Here is an 18,403-nt window from a genome sequence, read left to right on the forward strand (position 1 = left end):
TGCAAGCCTAGCCCTTGAGTTATTATTCAAAAATCAGCTGCCTGATATATTCATTTCAGATGAGGCTGAATAGTTACCAAACGAATAGCTTTAACTCTGTAGTTATAAATATTCACGGCATAAGCGTTGCAACTTACCCTAATTTACCGCAGGTTATTAATAAACCGCTTGGCTCAGTAGGAGCCTTACAAGCACGAAAACATAAAAAGCCAATTATTAGCATGCCGTATATGTCGGCAGCAGGTAACTTAATTGTTTTTATTTCACATCCTCTGTTTTCTAACAACGGCGACTATTTAGGTTATCTTGGCGGCTCGTTGTATTTAAATGAGCGCAGCATTTTAAATAATTTATTAGAGCAAGATTACTTTAAAGGCGGAACGCACATTTATGTTGTTGATAAAAACAAACAGATTTTGTATCACCCACAAGCTGCGCGTATTGGTTCTAAAATAGCTCACAACAAGGTTATAAATAAAGTTATAGAAGGACAAAGTGGCAGTGCCAACATTGTAAATAGTTTAAACGAAAGCATGCTTGCCGGTTATGCCCCAGTTAAATTAGCTAACTGGGGAGTTGTAGTGCAACGCTCTGTTAAGAGCACATTGAGCCCGCTAGATGGGTTAATTGCACAGGTTATTAAGCGTACTTTACCAACGGTTGTAATCACATTAATTTTAATCGGCTTGTTTGCGCATTTTATTTCTAAGCCACTTAAGCGACTAGCTGATATTGCAAATAGAACTGATGAATTGAATCATGAAAGTGAGTTGAAAAAAGTTAAGTCATGGTATTTTGAAAGTCAGCAATTAAAAACAGCAATGTTAAAAGGTGAAAGTGTTTTACAACTGCAAATAGGGCAGTTACGCCACGATGCACAAACAGATCCTCTAACGGGGATTCATAATCGCAGAAGTTTAAAAGTATGGCTTGATAAACTAATCCACGAACAAACGTTATTTACCATTTTAGAAATAGACATCGACTTTTTTAAACGCGTAAATGATACATATGGCCACGACAAAGGCGATGAAGCACTCAAAGCATTAACCAAGCTTATTCAAAGTGTTGCTCGCAAAGATGATATTGTTGCGCGCATTGGCGGCGAAGAATTTGTGCTTGTAATACCTAATCAAAACAGTGAAGGTGCATTTAAAATAGCAGAAAGGCTGCGCCTTGCAGTTGAGTCGTCATATATAGATACCATTGGTTATATAACCATATCAATAGGTATTGCTAGTTACCCAGAGCACGGCACAAATATTGATCAAGTATTTAAAAAAGCCGATAACGCACTGTACTATGCAAAAGAGCATGGCCGTAATCGTAGTGTTATTGCTAATTAAATAGAGTAACTGCAAGGCCCTTAACTTAAATAAGGTTTAATATTTTAAAATTATTTAAATAATAAACTTGACACAAATTAAAATTTCTATATAGTGGGCCGCAGCTAGAAAGAAAGCATGTAATCTATAAATCTCCATTTCGATGTTGTATAAGTAATACTTGTAGTACCGTCCTGAAGTTTTTAAAGTACCATCTCATTTTTTGCTACACCCGCTCATATGAGCATATTTTTTATTTTTATATCAGGATATTACAATGTCTAACATCGTATCAGGTACAGTTAAGTGGTTTAATGAGTCTAAAGGTTTTGGTTTCATCGAGCAAGAAAATGGCCCAGACGTTTTCGCACATTTCTCAGCAATCAAAAGCGAAGGTTTCAAAACTTTAGCTGAAGGCCAACGTGTAGAGTTCACTCTTTCACAAGGTCAAAAAGGTCCACAAGCTGATAACATCACAGCTGTATAATTTTACTTTTTAAGTAAAATGAAAAAAAGCGCTTAAGGCGCTTTTTTTGTGCCTAAAATTTGATATTCCTCGGTAACTCCCCCTTCAGTATTGTATTTCAACGCATTAAACTTAACTAACCAGACTCTGTGTCGATTTTTTGAATGCAATTTTATATAAAATACAGGTGCCAGGCTCAATGTGTATAGCTTTAGCCGTAAATGCAAAAGGCAGCGCTCAGGCTTGAGCTATCAATCAACTATCAATTAACCAATCAACTATCAGCGAGCAGTTAGAACCCCAGCCAAATTAATGGCTGCAAAAGCAGGCGGGAGTTTACCTCGCGCTTTTTACTGTACTTTTGGTGCTGGGTATAAACTTACCCTGGGCGAGTAGCTTGTTACCTGCCACATGCTCGTAGTACGAAAAACGTATTTGTAAAAGGTGATGAGATCACAAAGTAGTGATTTAAACCCTAGAGATGAAATGCCAGTATGAGGCAAAAGCAGGTTTTATATTTCAGGTTTTAGGCGTCAGGTGTTTGATGCAAGCTCAATGTTTAGCTTTGGCTGTAAATACGAAAAGGGATAGCACTCAGGCTTGAGCTGTCTGCCAGTCAACTATCAACTATCAACTTCTTAATTATTAGCGAGTAGTTATAATCCCACCCAAGTTAATGGTTATGGAAGTAGACGGGAGTTTATCTCGCACGCTTTTTACTGCTTTATATTACGCTTATGACAGGGGACTGTTATCTGATGTTGATCTCTGGTTGCTGGTGAATACCATTTTAGTGTTTAAAGGCGGTGGTTGGCAGGTGGTTCTTTATTTTATTATATGATTCAAAGATTAGCCTTTAAACTCATTATAAGCCTATTTATAAGCCAATTTATAAGCCAATTTATAAGCCCAAAACGATAAAAGGGCCTTGCGGCCCTTGATGAAGTATCGTTCAAGTCAGATAGAGCTTTAACCCCTTAAAGCACTATCCTATTGTTTTGCAACAGTGGTTCATCTCATTAAGTTTCTAAGCTAGCGAGAGGAAAAATCCAGCAATTGCGGCGCTCATAAGGTTAGCCATAGATCCTGCTAACACTGCTCTGAGCCCTAAGCGAGCGATATCCTTTCGCCGACTAGGCGCCATACCGCCTAGTCCACCTAGTAAAATGGCTATCGATGATAAGTTAGCAAAGCCACACAGTGCAAAAGTAACAATTGCTTGTGTGTGCGCACTTAACGTATCGCGATAATTTATGAAGTCTAAGTAAGCAACAAATTCATTCACTACTAACTTTTGACCAATAAAGCTACCGGCTAGTATTGCTTCATTCCATGGCACACCAAGTAACCATGCAACAGGCGCAAATACATAACCTAAAATTTCTTGCAGCGTTAATGTCGGGTAGTCAAACCAGCCGCCAATACCGCCTAATAAACCGTTTAACAATGCAATTAATGCTACAAAAGCAAGTAGCATTGCACCTACGTTTAGTGCCAAGTGCATACCACTTGCAGCACCCGATGCGGCTGCATCAATAACGTTAACGGGCTTTTCATCATCTAAATCTAAGTCAGCTAAATTGTCTTTAGGCGTTTCGGTTTCTGGCACAATCATTTTGGCCATTAAAAAGCCGCCAGGAGCCGCCATAAAGCTAGCTGCTATTAAATACTTAAGGTCAATACCAATAATTACGTAACCGGCCATAACAGAGCCTGCTACCGTTGCTAAACCACCTACCATAACGGCAAATAATTCCGACTTGGTCATAGTGGCAATAAAAGGTTTAACAATTAACGGTGCTTCTGTTTGGCCAACAAAAATATTAGCAGTGGCCGATAACGATTCAGTACGTGAGGTTTTTAACAGCTTTTGCAAGCCGCCACCTAAAATCTTAATAACCCACGCCATAATGCCTAAATGATATAACACGGCCACTAACGCAGAGAAAAACACAATTACCGGCAGTACTTGAATAGCAAAAATAAACCCTAATGTATCTTGCGATGCTAAAGGTCCAAACAAAAAGCTTATACCGTCGTTAGCAAAACCAATAACCGATGAAACAGCGGAAGATACACTTGCTAATGCATTTTTGCCTGCATCAAAAAATAATACAAAACCACCAATAATTACTTGCATCGCAAATGCGATACCTACCGTTCTAAGCTTTATTGCTTTGCGATTAGTTGACGCCGCAAACGCAATAGCTAGCAGCATAAACATGCCAACTACGCTCATAAAAGTTGTCATACAAATGTTTCCCGTTACTATTCTTGAAGAATATGTTTAATTTTACTTTTTATTATATCAATCGCAACGCGATTCATGCCGCCTCGAGTGACAACTAGATCTGCATTATGCTTTGACGGTTCTATAAATTGATAAAACATCGGTCTAACAGTTGCTTGGTATTGTTCAACAACAGATTGTAATGTTCTGCCCCTTTGCTCCATATCGCGTTGCATTCTACGCATTAAGCAAATGTCTAAGGGAGTGTCTATAAACACCTTAATATCAAATTCTTTATTAAGCGCTTTATCGCTAAGTAGTAAAATGCCTTCTACGATTAATATTTTAGCTGCAGTTACATACCGCGTTGTTTCGCTGCGAGTATGTTGTGCATAATCATAAATAGGTACTTCTACAGCGTGGCCGTTACGAAGTTGTGTTAAATGCTCATGCATTAGCTTATATTCAAATGCATCAGGATGGTCGTAGTTAGTTTGCGTACGATGTGCAAACGGTAAATGCGACTGATCCTTATAATAAGCATCCTCTTCGATAATGGCGATAGCGCCTGGTTCAAGTTCATTAACCAATTCATTGTAAATTGTTTGGCTAAAAAGAGATTTACCCGACGCTGATGCGCCAGCAATGGCTATAATAGTTCGTGTCACTAAAGTTCTCACCCACACAGGAAGATATATTGTTGGTAGATCACAATAGCAAAAAAGACACGATTAATCTCTTTTGCTTCGCTTAAGGGCGTAAATTTATAATGTTTAGGTTATATGAAACAGGACTTATGTCCTGTGCGTAAAAATCGAAGAGCAGATAAAGTAACCATATTGAATAACGGGAGGTCACAATGGCAAGAGCAATTATCCTAATGGCAGACAGTTTAGGAATTGGCGCAGCACCAGATGCAGATAAATTTGGTGATATTGGCGCGAATACTTTAGCACATCTGCTAAAAGCATATTATGACGAAACAGGCACAGCATTATCGCTACCTAACTTATCAAAGTTAGGGTTAATTGATGCCTGCGAAGCGGCCGGTAAAGAGCCTTGTTTAGTGTCAAATCGTTCAGCATCGCAAGGTGCATGGGGATACGCAAAAGAGCTTTCGAGCGGTAAAGATACGCCATCAGGCCATTGGGAAATGGCGGGAGTACCCGTTTTATTCGATTGGGGTTATTTTCCTAAAACTCAGCCAAGCTTCCCACAAGAATTTATTGACGAGCTTATTGCTCGTACCGGTATCCCAGGCATATTAGGCAACTGCCATGCATCAGGAACCACTATTTTAGAGCAGCTAGGTGAAGAGCACGTTAAAACAGGTAAACCTATCTGTTACACCTCAGCTGACAGCGTGTTTCAAATAGCCGCGCATGAAGAGTCATTCGGCCTAGAAAAGCTTTATCAGGTTTGCGAAACTGCACGGTCGCTACTAGATGAAATGAATATAGGACGAGTGATTGCGCGGCCATTTTTGGGTTCAAATAATCAAGATTTTGCCCGTACCAGCAATCGCCGTGACTACTCGGTATTACCGCCAGCTCCTACATTGCTAGACGTACTAGCAAAAGACGGTGGCGAAGTAATAAGTATTGGCAAAATTTCAGATATATACGCACATCAAGGTATTACCCAAAAGCATAAAGCACCAGGGTTAATAAACTTGCTGAAAAAAACCAACGAATTAATGCAAAGTGCGCCCGATCACAGCTTAATATTTACTAACTTGGTCGACTTTGACGAAATGTTTGGTCATCGTCGTAATCCTGTTGGGTATGCAAAAGCGTTAAAAGAGTTTGACGATTATTTGCCAACTATATTAAACGCACTAAAAGCCGATGATTTACTAATTATTACTGCCGATCATGGCTGCGATCCAACCTTTCCAGGTTCTGAGCACACCCGTGAATACGTACCAGTAATTGCTTACCAACCGGGTATGACCGACACCCCACTTGGTGAGCGCAATAGTTTTGCAGACATAGGTCAAACCTTAGCACAATGGTTTAACTTACCTGCGCTTGAATACGGTGATGGCTTTATAGATAAGCTAACTACATCTAAATAAAAAGGAAAGATTAATGAGTACTCCGCATATCAATGCAAACGTAGGTGATTTCGCCGAAACAGTATTAATGCCAGGCGATCCGCTACGCGCAAAATATATTGCTGAAAACTTTTTAGATGACGCAAAACAAGTAACCAGTGTACGTAACATGCTTGGCTTTACAGGCACTTACAAAGGTAAGCCAGTAAGCATTATGGGATCGGGCATGGGCATTCCATCAATGTCTTTGTATGCGCGTGAGCTAATTGTTACTTTTGGGGTTAAAAACCTGATTCGTATTGGCACGTGTGGCGGTATTGGTAGCGACGTTAAAATACGCGATGTTATTTTTGCACAAGGTGCATGTACCGATTCAAATGTAAATCGTGCCCGTGTACGCGGTACTGATTTTGCAGCAATTGCTGACTTTGACCTGCTTTTAAACGGCGTAAATGCTGCAAAAGATCTTGGTATTAAAGCAAAAGTAGGTAACGTATTTACTACCGATACATTTTATCAAGCCGACGACACCTTTTATAAAGATTTAGATAAATTAGGTGTGCTTGCTGTTGATATGGAAACAGCCGGTTTATATGGCGTTGCAGCCGAATATGGCGCAAAAGCAATGGCATTATTCACAGTAAGTGATCATGTGATCACTGGCGAAGCAACTCCTGCTGACGAGCGTCAAAGCACATTTAACGAAATGGTTAAAATTGCTTTAGAGTCTATCTAAGTAATTGGCTATTTAAGTAAAACAGTTCCTTGGTAACGTATTCACTAAATTTTGGAGACACGCCCAAAGTGAAGTGAGACTAAACCCCAAAGCCGCATTTATGCGGCTTTTTTTATGCTTAAACTTTAGTTTTTAACGTGAGTTAGCTCTGCATCTACAAATTAAGTTTAAGCCAGATATTATTTTGCAGCCAAGCAACTTACTGGCGTAATGCGCTAAAACCTGTTTGTATACTTTCACACCTTCTGCTCTTTATACAAAAACATCTAAGCCCATTTATTCACAAAGAGAGTATGAGACGCTGCGCTTTTAAAGAAATAACAAAGCCAAGAACAATGTATTTTATGTCTCTCATTTACTCCATTGTCTTCTCTTTGTGCAAAAACATTTAAGCCCATTTATTCACAAAGAGGGTATGAGGCGCTGCGCTTTTAGAGGAATAACAAAGCCAAGAACAATGTGTTTTATGTCTACTCATTTACTCTCATTGTCTTCTCTTTGTGCAAATTGTTGTAGCGCATTTTAAATTAAAACCTGTTTAAAAAGAGGTTAGTAGACGCTGTGCTTTAGTGGGTGAAAAGAGCTGTGGGTTGTGTGAAAAATAAATCTAGCTCTACTTATTTATTTCCTATTTTCACTCGTAAAATTTGGCAGCTAATTACTCTATAAGTATTTGTTACTTAATGTTAAGGTTTAAGCTATAAAACGCACATTTAAAGTAAGTCAGTAACCTTAATACTTTATAGCCGATAATATAGGAGCTAACTATGTCTAATTGGGTTGATGCAACAGTAAAAACAATTACTTGGTGGACAGACTCGTTATTTAGCATAACGGTAAATGCCGACGTTGAGCCATTTAAAGCGGGGCAGTTTACTAAGCTATCTATAATGGATGGCGATAAGCGCATTGCGCGGGCTTACTCCTACGTTAATGCCCCCGATGACCCCAATTTAGAGTTTTACCTAATAAACGTAGTTGACGGTTTACTCTCATCGCATTTAGCCAAGCTACAACCAGGCGATAATGTATTAATAGAGCGCCGTGCTACGGGCTTTTTTACCCTTGACGAAATACCCGCCAGCGAGCAGTTATGGATGCTTAGTACCGGCACCGCTTTGGGGCCGTTTTTATCCATGCTACAACAGAGCGAAGTATGGCAAAAGTATCAGCATATAAACCTAGTACATGGTGTACGTTTAAATGACGATTTAAGCTATCAGAAGCTTATAAACACGCTACTTGAAGCTCATCCTAAGCAGTTAAATTACATTCCCGTAGTGAGTCGTGAGCAAGCTGATGTAGGGTTGCACGGACGAATAACGGATGCGATAGCTAATAAGCAATTGTTTTCGCACGTTGGGCTAAATGCCACGCCCGAAAATGCACAGTTTATGATCTGTGGTAATCCGCAAATGGTAAAAGACACCACCGAATTACTAATAAGCCAAAATTACCAACGCAATCGCCGTAGAACCCCCGGCCACATAACAGTTGAGCAATATTGGTAGTTAGGCGTGTGTATTTTGCTCGCTTGAACGTGTAGCAATATGTTTGGTTTTTAGGTAAATAAGTACCTATTTAGTGTGGTTATTCCTTTAAATGGGCAATAACCATGCTAAATACCAAACATGCTCTAGTACTAAACAGATAATCACTACCCCAAAACTGTAAAATTTGCTATGTTGCGCCCTAACAGTATTTCGTGCTCATTTTAGGAAAACTATGAAATCTTTACCTATCGTTTTTGCTTTTATATTTATTGGTGCCGCGGCACTTGTTTACGCAACAGAGCAAGAAACCAACACAACGGCGCAAAGCAGTGCAGAGCAAGCTAAGCCTGTAATTGAAAAACAGCAGCAAGCTGCCGACGAGTCAAAGCAACAAGCTACAGATAGGCTCAATACCCTAGAACATAAAGAAGCAGTATTAACAAAACCAGTTGTTGATCCTAACAAAGTAGACGACTCAAAAGTACTTGGCACCGAAACTCCTAAGCCAGTTGAAAAAATTAAAAATAAAGAAGAAAAAGCCGCCGCTATAGCCAAAGCTGAGCAAGTAGTAACGCAAGCTAAAGAGGCCTTAACGCAAAAACAGCAAACAAAAGCCAAACAATCGCGCGAATCATTAGCTGTAATTGAACAATTAGTTAAAGCCTATAACGCCCGTAATATTGAAGAGTTTATTCGGGTTTATGCCGAAGACGTTGAATTTTATATTTTTCCTAACGAGCTGCTATTTAAAGGTAAAGAAAAACTAATAGCCCGATATGGCTTAATGTTTAAAAAGCTAAAATGCATTCATTCATCACCAATTAAACGCATAGTACATGGCGACATAGTAATTGATCATGAATTATCAGAAACCTGCTCAGTAGATGAAAACGTAATAGACAAACGCTCAGAGCTTATTTCAAGCTATCAAGTTAAAGATGGTAAAATAATTCGTGTGTTATTTTTTCGATAACTCATAACTAGGTAAGTAAGTATCAAAATGCAGTTAAACGACGAGAAAAAAATTAGCCTAGAGTATCGGGTAGAGCCAGGCTGTTTAGGCCCACAAGGGCTAAGCCACATAGAAGATTTTTGTCGCTATGCTAATAAGCATATTAAATCACCATATTATGCGCTATTTTTATTTACCCCTCGTTACGACAAGCAAAAAAGTGAACGTCAATACAGCGTAAATAGCCGCAACTTATCGCAAGTTCAGGCCAAGCTGTACTTTGATCACTTTCAAATAAATATAGTAGAGTTTGAAGAGCAGCTCGACGAGCTGCTTAGTAAAGCAATAGATCTGTACTTTAAACGCTAGTCGCACTCAAAATTTCGTTAAAGCTTTCGTTGTCGTGTAGGCTAGCAAACGCACTCTCGTGCAGTAGTTCATTGCGTAAGTTAGGTGAGTAATCTAACGCCATTTTAATATCGGCTAACGCATCGGCATGTTCATGAATTAACGCATAAGCACACGCACGTTGCCAATAAGCATAGCCATAATCGCTGTCTATCTCTATTGCTTGGTTACATAGCTCAATAGCTTGTGCTGTATCGTTAATTTCTAGCAGTGCATCGGCTTTATAAGCAATAGCTTCTACGTCTTCGGGTTTACGTTTTAAAATTTCGTCAAAAATTTCAATTTTATTAGCAAAATCACTTTCTAAATTAGCCCGCATCCACAGTGAATGAACTTCATTAGTGACCGAAATACGTTCTTGGTTACTGAGTATTTCTTCAGAGCGAACGCGCAGTTTTTCTTCAAGAATTTTTAAGCGATCTTCATACTCATCGGTAATAACGCTTACTCGGGTATTTACTATGTCTTCTACTTTATTTTTAACATCGCGCAGTGAGTTCCAACCAACTAATACTAAAATTGATGCGGTAGCAGTAATAATAAAAAATACATTGTTAATGGTATCAGTAGTATAGGTAATTGCACGGTCAGCGGTATCTAGCTGGGCATGAGTTACTTGTTTAGTTACATCCTCACGCAGTTTTTGCTGATCCTGACGCACAGCTCTAAGCTCATCAAGAATATAACGCTCCATTAGCGGTTTATACATAGGAGCAGCTAGCCCATCAACAGCTTGGTTTTGTTGCTGCTCGGTGGGAGCCGAAAAAGGGTCATCTTCAGCAGCAATGATTGCTGTAGAATTAAAAGTTACGCAAATAAACAATAGTAATAAAAAGTAACGCATAGTACGCCTAATAAATAAAATCAATAAATCGCTAAGGCAACTTTAACATGCACAGATTCAGGGTACTAGAGGAGGTTGCTGTTTCGTTAAACACTTTATAGCGCTGGTTAGGTAATTAACGTTAGTTTGCAGCAATTAGACATTTTTAGACGCTATTGATAAAAATTAGGCAAAAAAAACCAGCTCAAGGTGAGCTGGCAAAAACTACTTAAAACAACATAATGTCAAAGGGAAAAACAATAAGTTAGATTGCATAATAACGCGACTAAGCTGAACAATTACTTAACTCAATTCAATACTTTAAATAAGTAAGGTGTATAAATCATCAAAAAATACACCTTTTTTAACTTACATGGCGAAGGGAAATATACACAGTGACCTTGGTTACCCGACAGCCAACTTTTTAAGCCCTTCACATTACATTACGTCGCTTATTTTAAAAGCGATCATTTTATTATTTAAAATAGCGTTTGGCTCCGGCTATAGCGTTTGCTATATGACTTTAACCATTATGAGCAGTGTAAAACTTTCTTAATGATCAGTATTATACACGCTATTTTGTTGCGTTTTTTATGCTGTGCTCATAATCCGCTAATGTTTGGTATAAGGCTTGAATATGGCTTAGGCATAAAGCCGTTTGCTGCTGATTTGCTGCTAGCTCTAACTCATCAGCTAGTTCAGCTAAGCGTTCGGCTAATACCATTTTTGCTGCGCCTTTAAAGCGATGTGCAATACTACTGAGCTGCATAAAGTTATCATTAGCTGCAGCATTACTAAGCTCGTAAAGATCGTGTTTTGAACTACTAATAAACTCGCTAAGTAGTTGCAGCACATCATCGACTGAGCCAAACATAGTTTGCAATTCTGTAAGCTTTAACGGTAACTCAGGCTGTGCAGCGACAACTTCGCTGGTGTTAATGTGGGCTAAGTCAGTATTTTGCTCAATGTTTGGTAAATACTTATTTAATTTAGCTTGTAACGTGGCTAGACTAACGGGCTTGCTTATATAACCATTCATTCCCATAGCCAAACAATGGTCAGCTTCACCAATTAACGCATTGGCGGTAAGAGCAATAATGGGGATGGTATAGCCTGAATCGCGTAATCTGCGGGTTAATTCATAGCCGTCGAGTTCAGGCATGTGGCAATCGGTGATCAACAAATTGTAGTTTTGCTGCTCTAGTGCTTGCAGTGCCTGCACACCATTTTCTACATAGTCTGCGTAATACCCTAAGCTTTCTAATTGCCGCTTAAGTACTTTGCGGTTAGTGGGGTGATCTTCAGCCACTAAAATTAACCGCTCTGTAGCAATAGCTTGTGCTTTTAGCGGCGTGCGCCGTAACTCATCTCGTTGCATGACTAGCTGGCTTTGTTCATGGCGCTGTTTGCTAAGTAAATCTAGCAAAGGTGATACTAATAATGGGTTGGTCGATAAATAATAATCGGCCCCATACTCGCTGTTGTAAGGCGATGAGAGTTTTACTTTAATGAGCTGTTGCGGGCTTTGCGCTAACGACGTTATATCATCAAGCTGATGATATATAACTAGGCTAGTAGCAGGTGACTCAAAGCTTAGCCAAGCTGTTTGTTCTGCCGCTTCCGTGAGTAAGGTAAATTTAACTTGCCATAGTTTTAAGTAGTGTACTAATTGAGCAATATAATCACTGCCATCATCTAAGATAATAAGAGGCAGTGCCTCGTTGATAACCGGCGCTACGTTTGGCTTATAACATTCTAGTGGAATTATAAAATTAAACTCTGTGCCTTGCCCTAATTGACTTGATAAGTCGATTTTCCCACCTAGTCGTTCAATTAACATACGGCATATAGAGAGCCCTAAGCCGGTACCACCATATTGGCGTGTGGTGTCGCTTCGCGCTTGGGTATAGGGGGTAAATAATTTCTGTTGGCTAAGGCTATCAATCCCAATACCGGTATCAATTATGCTAAATTTAACCTGCTGCTGTTTATCGTCTCTCGTCAGCGGCAAAACATGAATAGCTATAGTACCTTGTTCGGTAAACTTAACGGCATTGCTGATCAGATTCGACAGTACTTGCTGTAATCGCACCGGATCGGTTTTTACAGCACGATTAGTCTGAGGATCAAAGTAAAATTTAAGCTGTAAATCTTTTTCATGTGCGCTAGCAATATGAGTACAAATAGCTTGCTCTACTACGATGAGTAAATCAGCGGGAATTTCTTCAACACTAAATTGTTGCGTTTCCATTTTGCTGTGATCAAGTACATCATTAAGTATGTACAGCAAGGTATGTGCTGAGGTGATAATAGTATTTATATCATCGCGTTGTTGGTTATCGAGCTGTGATTGCGCCAATAACTCGGTAGCTGTAATTACCCCACTAAGTGGTGTGCGTATTTCGTGGCTCATGCGCGCTAAAAATTGTGTTTTAGCTTGAGTTGCTTTTTCGGCTTTTAGTTTTTCGGCTTTAAGGGCTATTTCATGCTGCTTACGTTCATTGATTTCTAACAGCACGCCATTCCACACATTGTGGCCGTCTTCCTTTGAAGGAAATGCCACTAAGTTTACCCAGTGATAGTACGGGGATTTGAGCTGACACTCAAAATCTATTCCTTGTTGATCCACCATAGCCTGTGTTGCAGCACGTTTTAACTTTTCAATTTGCTCAGGTGAAATTAGTGTAAAAAAATCATTTTCGAGAGGGCTAGTATTTTGATCTGTTGATAAGTTGATTTGTTTGCAAGGGGTAAACCCTTCTATACCTTGACTGGCATAAGTAAAATTAAGTTGATTATCACTTATAATAAACTGCACTACGGCACCAGGTATTGCATTAGCTATACTAGATAGTTTTTGCTCGGCAGATAAAGCTCGCTTTTGTGCAGCTCGGCGATACGCTACTTCTAGGTGTAACTTACGGTTCCAAAAGCCAAATGCTAATACAATAATTATTAAAATGGCGGCAATCAAAGCCGCATAGGTAATATATTTTTGAATATTAATGTTTTGCTCGCCACTTAAGTCAAGCCAACTACGCGATAGCGCTTCGAGCTCATCATGACCGATGGCTTGTAGTGCTTGATCGACAAGATCAAGTAATAAAGGTGCATGTTGGCTTACCCCAAGCTGTATATCTGCATTGCCATTAATTAATAAGTTGGGTAAGAGCTTATAAGTTTGCGCGTTATCTTGCTCAAGCCATAGTTGTGCGCTAGCTAAGGTGGTGATAACAACATCTACTTTGCCGCGTTCAAGTTGCTCCAAGCTTGTTTGCATATTATTGAGTTTGATCAACTTATTATGAGTAAAGTAATTTCTCATAATCACTTGGGCAAAGTCACCATTCGGTGAGGCTACTTTATATTTTCCTTGGCGTATTTTATGAATGTTTAATGGGCTATCATTACGCACTAACATCCCCCAAGAGGTGGTTAAATATGGCTCAGAAAAATTCATCAAGGTGCTGCGTTGCTTCGTTTTTAATACCGCAGGAATAAGATCAACTTGGCCACTGTTTATCAGCAGTAGCGCCTCATCTTCCGAATTAGCAGGGACATACTCTAAGCTTACGCCTAAATCACTAGCAATTAGGTTTAACACACTAATAGCTAACCCCACTGGCTTATCACTATCACTGCTCATATTAACGGATTGCCAATGAGGAAGGGTGGTGTAGCGCAGTACCGGGTGCTGAGCTAACCAGTCTTGTTGAGGTTCGGTTATTAATATCTGCGATTTTTTATGGTAGTGCTGCCATTGGCTAGCGCGCGCCACAACAGCCGACATAGTAACTGTCGCAGTGTTTATTATCAGTTGGTTAATTGCTTTGTTCAGCTCACTATTGTGCTTTAATAACGGTATACGCCATTGTTTTTCGGGTAAGTCATCCAGCGTAACAGTGGTGAATTCTTCGTTGTGAAGTTGTGATGCTAAGTACTGGTTTGTTAGCGCGTCGCTTAAGTGGGCATTGGCTAACTTATAAGCTAGCGCTGGCTCAATATCACTGTAGCGGCTTAATTCAAATTTGATGATATTAGGAAATTGTTGACGAATAAATTGCTTCTCTACATCAAAGCGAAACAACGCGAGTTTAATTTTGCTATTATTTTTTAATTTAAATGGTTCTGTAGCGAGCTCTCTGGCTATTAATAGATTGCGCGGCACGGACAAAAACGGCTTACTGAGAGTTAAATAACTTTGCCGCTTGGGGGTGATTTGCAGGCCTAGAGCGATATCGATACGGCCCTCTTGCATCGCCGCTTCTAATTCCGAAGTCCTTTTATACACGATATAATGTACTTGCATCCCTAATTGCTGCGCCAAGTATTGGATATATTCAGGGTAAATACCATTAATTTTACTTTTGGCATTAATGGCAAGATAAGGAATGTAGTTCATATCTAACGAACCAACCGTTAATACTTTTTTCTCTGCTATATCAGCTGGGTTTAGCCGTGCTTCGCGCTCGCTGGCTTGACAAATAGCACTGAGTAAACAGCTTATAATAAAACAACTAATAAATAGCAAAGTTACAACCGGAGCATTTTTATGCATGGTTATACCAAGGGATCAGCGTGCAAAAAGCTAATAGACGATTCAATAAAATCACAATATTTAACATAAAGTCCACTATTTTCAAACTGATTATTATTTGCCGTCAGAGTGTGTTTTGCTAATAAATAAAAATACTTTAATTGTTCGGGAGGGGCATTCATAGGGATTGCCTTAGTAAAGCCTTTAATTAATAATTTAGCTAGTTGCAGATCAATGCCATAGTGCTTAATTGTGCTAATAATCAAAGTAGTCGCTTGCATATGATTACCTTGAAACTCAGCCGCTTTAATTTTTCTGATCTGTGCTTCTAATTGTTGTTGATAAATATGCGTATAGCGTAAGGTATTTTGCAATAACAAATGCTGACTATGCTCGGTTGTATTAAGCAGGGTAATAAACTCGGGTAATGGTAGCGCGAGCCTACGATATATATGCACTATATCTAACTGGCAATAAAAAGGCAGTGAAATATAGCTACCGTGATCACTGTATTGTTTTACAATTTCTAGCGCCACTTGACGCTCGCCAATACAAATGGCAAAACGAGCATCAAGCACTTGTTTAACTTCGCGCAGTTGTGCAGCACGAGCATTCTTTAATAATGCAGCGCGTTTCTCTAAATAGGTTTTTTCTAGGCGTTTAAATTCGCTGCCATAATTACTCGCATCTAAACTTTCTATTTGTGAGAGCAAACAACGTAATACATTAAAGTGACAATCAATATTTAGCCAACTTAATTGCTGAGTTAGCCGTTGATAACGTGTAATACTTCGTTGCATCTGGACATTATTTTCTAAAATAACCGCAATATTAAATTGAATCAATAAACGTTGTGCATTATCAGGCGCAATAGCGTTCATCTGCATTATTAAGTTATCAGCCTGCTGTAGTGCTCCTTGCGCTAAATGGGCACTCATTTTTAACTCAAGTGCTGCTAAGCGAAAACGCGGAATTGTAAGTAAAGGCTCTATTAGCGTGATGGCTTGCTCTATATCGCCCGCCACTAATAACCAATTAGCGTAATTTAGCCGTGCGTTTTCATCGCCTTGGGCAATAGCGTAATTAAGGCGCTTTTTTGCTGCGTCGGTTTGCCTATCCCAAGTGAGTAACTGGATTTCGTAGTCGATATAATATGAAAATCCAGTTAACTTGTTAAGCTGTTGTTTAGCTTCATTAAAGCCGTATTTTAAAAAACATTCTTCGAGATTTTTTAAGGCGTACTTTTTTTGATAGCAGGCGATCATTCGTGGCAGCATATTATTAATATTAAAAGGTTTAACAAAGTAACCATCGGGTTGCCATTCACTAAAGCCATGTACTACACGTCGGGATTGCTCTGCGGTAACAATAAACACGACACAACTTTTAGGGATTAGTTGTGCTAAGGTTAAATATGCTAATAATTGCAAACCATCGGCGCCTGCACCTAAGTTATAATCAAAAATAATAAAGTCAAACGCGCGAGCTTGGCAGGCACTTATGGTCGACTGGGTATTTTTAGCCAGAACTAAGTGCTGCTGTTGTGCACCTGCATTTAAAAGCATGAGCTTTATGGCAGATAAAATAAGGTTGCTATCGTCAATGACTAAAATGCGTTTGTTATGAAGGAACTTCAATTTAAAGCTTCCTGCTCTTTGGCTTTTTTAAGGTGCTGGTATTGCTGTTGCCATTGTGTATGCCAAGCAGCTAATTGTTGTTGTAGCATAGGCTTTGCACAAAAATACCCTTGGCAAATGTCGGCCCCCAACCGCTTCATATACTGCCATTGCTCGTAGGTTTCTACCCCTTCAGCCGTCACTCTCATTTTTAGCCGACGAGCCAGTTGAATTGCCATATCAGCAATAGCGGCGCATTGGGCATCATTTTCGGCTTGTACCACAAAGCTCCGATCGAGCTTTATTTCGTTAAACGGGTAACGACTTAGTTGTTGTAATGATGAATAGCCCGTGCCAAAATCATCAACCGATAAATTAAAGCCATGCATACGTAATCGTGATAGCAGCTCTAACGATAAATTAGTACTGAGCAACTGTGTTTGTTCGGTCACTTCAAACGAAATACGTTGGTTACGTGCTAATGCCTGCAGAGTTGGGTTAGCTAAAATAGTGTTTATTAGTTCATTGCTTAGAGATGCGGGCGATAAGTTAATAGCTAGTTTAGCGTGGCTAAATGTGCTTGGTAATTTTTCAACAGTGTTGATACTTTGCTCTATCATGGCCAGCGTTAGCTCGGTCATTAGGCCTGCTTGCTCTATGTATTCAAGAAAATAATAAGGAGCAAGCAAACCGTGTGCCGGGTGCTGCCACCTGCATAAGGTTTCTAGGCCAACACATTGACCATTAGCAAAACTTATTTGTGGCTGGAACACGCTAATAAATTGTCCCTTATTGAACGCATCTTGTAATCCAGCCTTACTGGTATCAAGCTCAAGCTCAAGTGCGGGGGTGTTAGATTTTCCTAGCTTGATATGATTTTGGTGTTGTTGAAAAAAGTAACTAAGTTGTTGTGCAGAGCTGGGTTTAGGCATAATACCTAATAAATTTAAGCCATAAGCATCAACTAAATTAGCAGCTGCGCGTAATAAACTAAAATCAGCAACACTGGATAAAATAATACTTCCTTTATACTCTCGTAAAGCTAATTGCCCTAGCAAAGCTAAACCATCCATATTGGGCATGGCTAAGTCGCAAGTAATAATATCTGGTACCAAAGTAACCATAAAGCTAATTGCCTCATTTCCATCACTGGCATGGCAGACTTCGTATGAGCTGCTTAATTTAGAAATCATGCTAGTGATGGCGCGGCGCTGAAATGCATGGTCATCGACAATTAATACTTTCATAAAAATAGTATTTCCGTATGTTTTGATTAGAGCAAGTCGTATTCCACGTAGAGCAATCTGCCTCTAAGTTTGATTTAGATCAACCTTAGCATAGTTAAATGTAATCGTTGTTTATTAGATTGTATTATTTCATGGGGTAATATAGGGAATTATAAGAAATTAAATAATAATAAACAATGATTAAATATTCATATTCTAGACATAAAGAGTTAGATCTATATGTTGTTATATATAAAATAGTCGATTGTATTTAAATAAGGGGGGCAGCTATTGATAACACCACTCGTTTAAGAATGAGTGGTGCTTTTTCGTTTATACCTAACCGGATATTTTTGTGTCTTTGCGAGTACCGTTCGCGGATAACCTTTTCGCTTTCTTTTCTCCGGTCATATTAGCCGTTTACCGTTTTCACGTAGTTCTTTTAGCTTTTTAGGGACTGTCCCGGGGCTTCGACCTGAGCACCATAAAAACTCGTCTTGTATCAGGTATAATGCGTTTATGAAACTGATGCGTA

13 protein-coding genes are annotated in these 18,403 nt (G+C 39.3%); 7 read left to right on the top strand and 6 right to left on the bottom strand.

Annotated elements, in window-relative coordinates:
* Window positions 1-59 precede the first annotated feature (59 nt).
* Window positions 60-1,346 (top strand): sensor domain-containing diguanylate cyclase, encoded by a 1,287-nt coding sequence (locus J5X91_RS16690; protein WP_208835259.1) that lies wholly within the window; start codon window positions 60-62, stop codon window positions 1,344-1,346.
* 256 nt (window positions 1,347-1,602) lie between these two features.
* Complete coding sequence (locus J5X91_RS16695) at window positions 1,603-1,812, top strand: cold-shock protein (protein WP_002959120.1); 210 nt, start codon at window positions 1,603-1,605, stop codon at window positions 1,810-1,812.
* Window positions 1,813-2,818: 1,006 nt separating this feature from the next.
* Here J5X91_RS16695 and J5X91_RS16700 read toward each other — a convergent pair.
* On the bottom strand, window positions 2,819-4,042 hold the full coding sequence (locus tag J5X91_RS16700; protein WP_011329720.1) for a NupC/NupG family nucleoside CNT transporter: 1,224 nt from the start codon (window positions 4,040-4,042) through the stop codon (window positions 2,819-2,821).
* A gap of 17 nt (window positions 4,043-4,059) precedes the next feature.
* Window positions 4,060-4,689, bottom strand: a complete 630-nt coding sequence (udk, locus tag J5X91_RS16705) for a uridine kinase (RefSeq protein ID WP_011329721.1) — start codon at window positions 4,687-4,689, stop codon at window positions 4,060-4,062.
* A gap of 191 nt (window positions 4,690-4,880) precedes the next feature.
* On the opposite strand from udk, the gene J5X91_RS16710 reads away from it, so the two are divergent.
* From J5X91_RS16710 to J5X91_RS16730, 5 genes are all read left to right on the top strand, one after another.
* On the top strand, window positions 4,881-6,098 hold the full coding sequence (locus J5X91_RS16710; protein WP_179807796.1) for a phosphopentomutase: 1,218 nt from the start codon (window positions 4,881-4,883) through the stop codon (window positions 6,096-6,098).
* A gap of 13 nt (window positions 6,099-6,111) precedes the next feature.
* Entirely contained in the window at window positions 6,112-6,813 is a 702-nt protein-coding gene (deoD, locus tag J5X91_RS16715) for a purine-nucleoside phosphorylase (RefSeq protein WP_011329723.1), read from the top strand.
* A 767-nt stretch (window positions 6,814-7,580) separates the two neighbouring features.
* On the top strand, window positions 7,581-8,324 hold the full coding sequence (locus J5X91_RS16720) for a ferredoxin--NADP reductase (protein ID WP_208835260.1): 744 nt from the start codon (window positions 7,581-7,583) through the stop codon (window positions 8,322-8,324).
* Between the two features lie 214 nt (window positions 8,325-8,538).
* Entirely contained in the window at window positions 8,539-9,279 is a 741-nt protein-coding gene (locus J5X91_RS16725) for a nuclear transport factor 2 family protein (protein WP_208835261.1), read from the top strand.
* A gap of 27 nt (window positions 9,280-9,306) precedes the next feature.
* The gene (locus tag J5X91_RS16730) at window positions 9,307-9,627 is read left to right on the top strand and encodes a hypothetical protein (RefSeq protein ID WP_208835262.1); all 321 of its coding nucleotides are present in this window, start codon (window positions 9,307-9,309) and stop codon (window positions 9,625-9,627) included.
* Here J5X91_RS16730 and J5X91_RS16735 read toward each other — a convergent pair.
* The 4 genes from J5X91_RS16735 to J5X91_RS16750 form a co-directional block, all read right to left on the bottom strand.
* Window positions 9,617-10,510 carry a tetratricopeptide repeat protein gene (locus J5X91_RS16735; protein WP_011329727.1) on the bottom strand — a complete coding sequence of 298 codons (894 nt, stop codon included), beginning with the start codon at window positions 10,508-10,510 and terminating at the stop codon, window positions 9,617-9,619. The genes J5X91_RS16730 and J5X91_RS16735 overlap by 11 nt on opposite strands.
* A 553-nt stretch (window positions 10,511-11,063) precedes the next feature.
* On the bottom strand, window positions 11,064-15,047 hold the full coding sequence (locus J5X91_RS16740) for a transporter substrate-binding domain-containing protein (RefSeq protein WP_208835263.1): 3,984 nt from the start codon (window positions 15,045-15,047) through the stop codon (window positions 11,064-11,066).
* A 2-nt stretch (window positions 15,048-15,049) separates the two neighbouring features.
* Window positions 15,050-16,663: a response regulator gene (locus J5X91_RS16745; RefSeq protein ID WP_208835264.1), complete on the bottom strand. Its 1,614-nt coding sequence runs from the start codon at window positions 16,661-16,663 to the stop codon at window positions 15,050-15,052.
* Window positions 16,660-17,889 carry an EAL domain-containing response regulator gene (locus tag J5X91_RS16750; RefSeq protein ID WP_208835265.1) on the bottom strand — a complete coding sequence of 410 codons (1,230 nt, stop codon included), beginning with the start codon at window positions 17,887-17,889 and terminating at the stop codon, window positions 16,660-16,662. Before J5X91_RS16750 ends, J5X91_RS16745 begins: the two co-directional genes overlap by 4 nt.
* Window positions 17,890-18,403: the final 514 nt, after the last annotated feature.

Source organism: Pseudoalteromonas sp. K222D, from assembly GCF_017653575.1.
Lineage (GTDB): Bacteria > Pseudomonadota > Gammaproteobacteria > Enterobacterales > Alteromonadaceae > Pseudoalteromonas > Pseudoalteromonas nigrifaciens.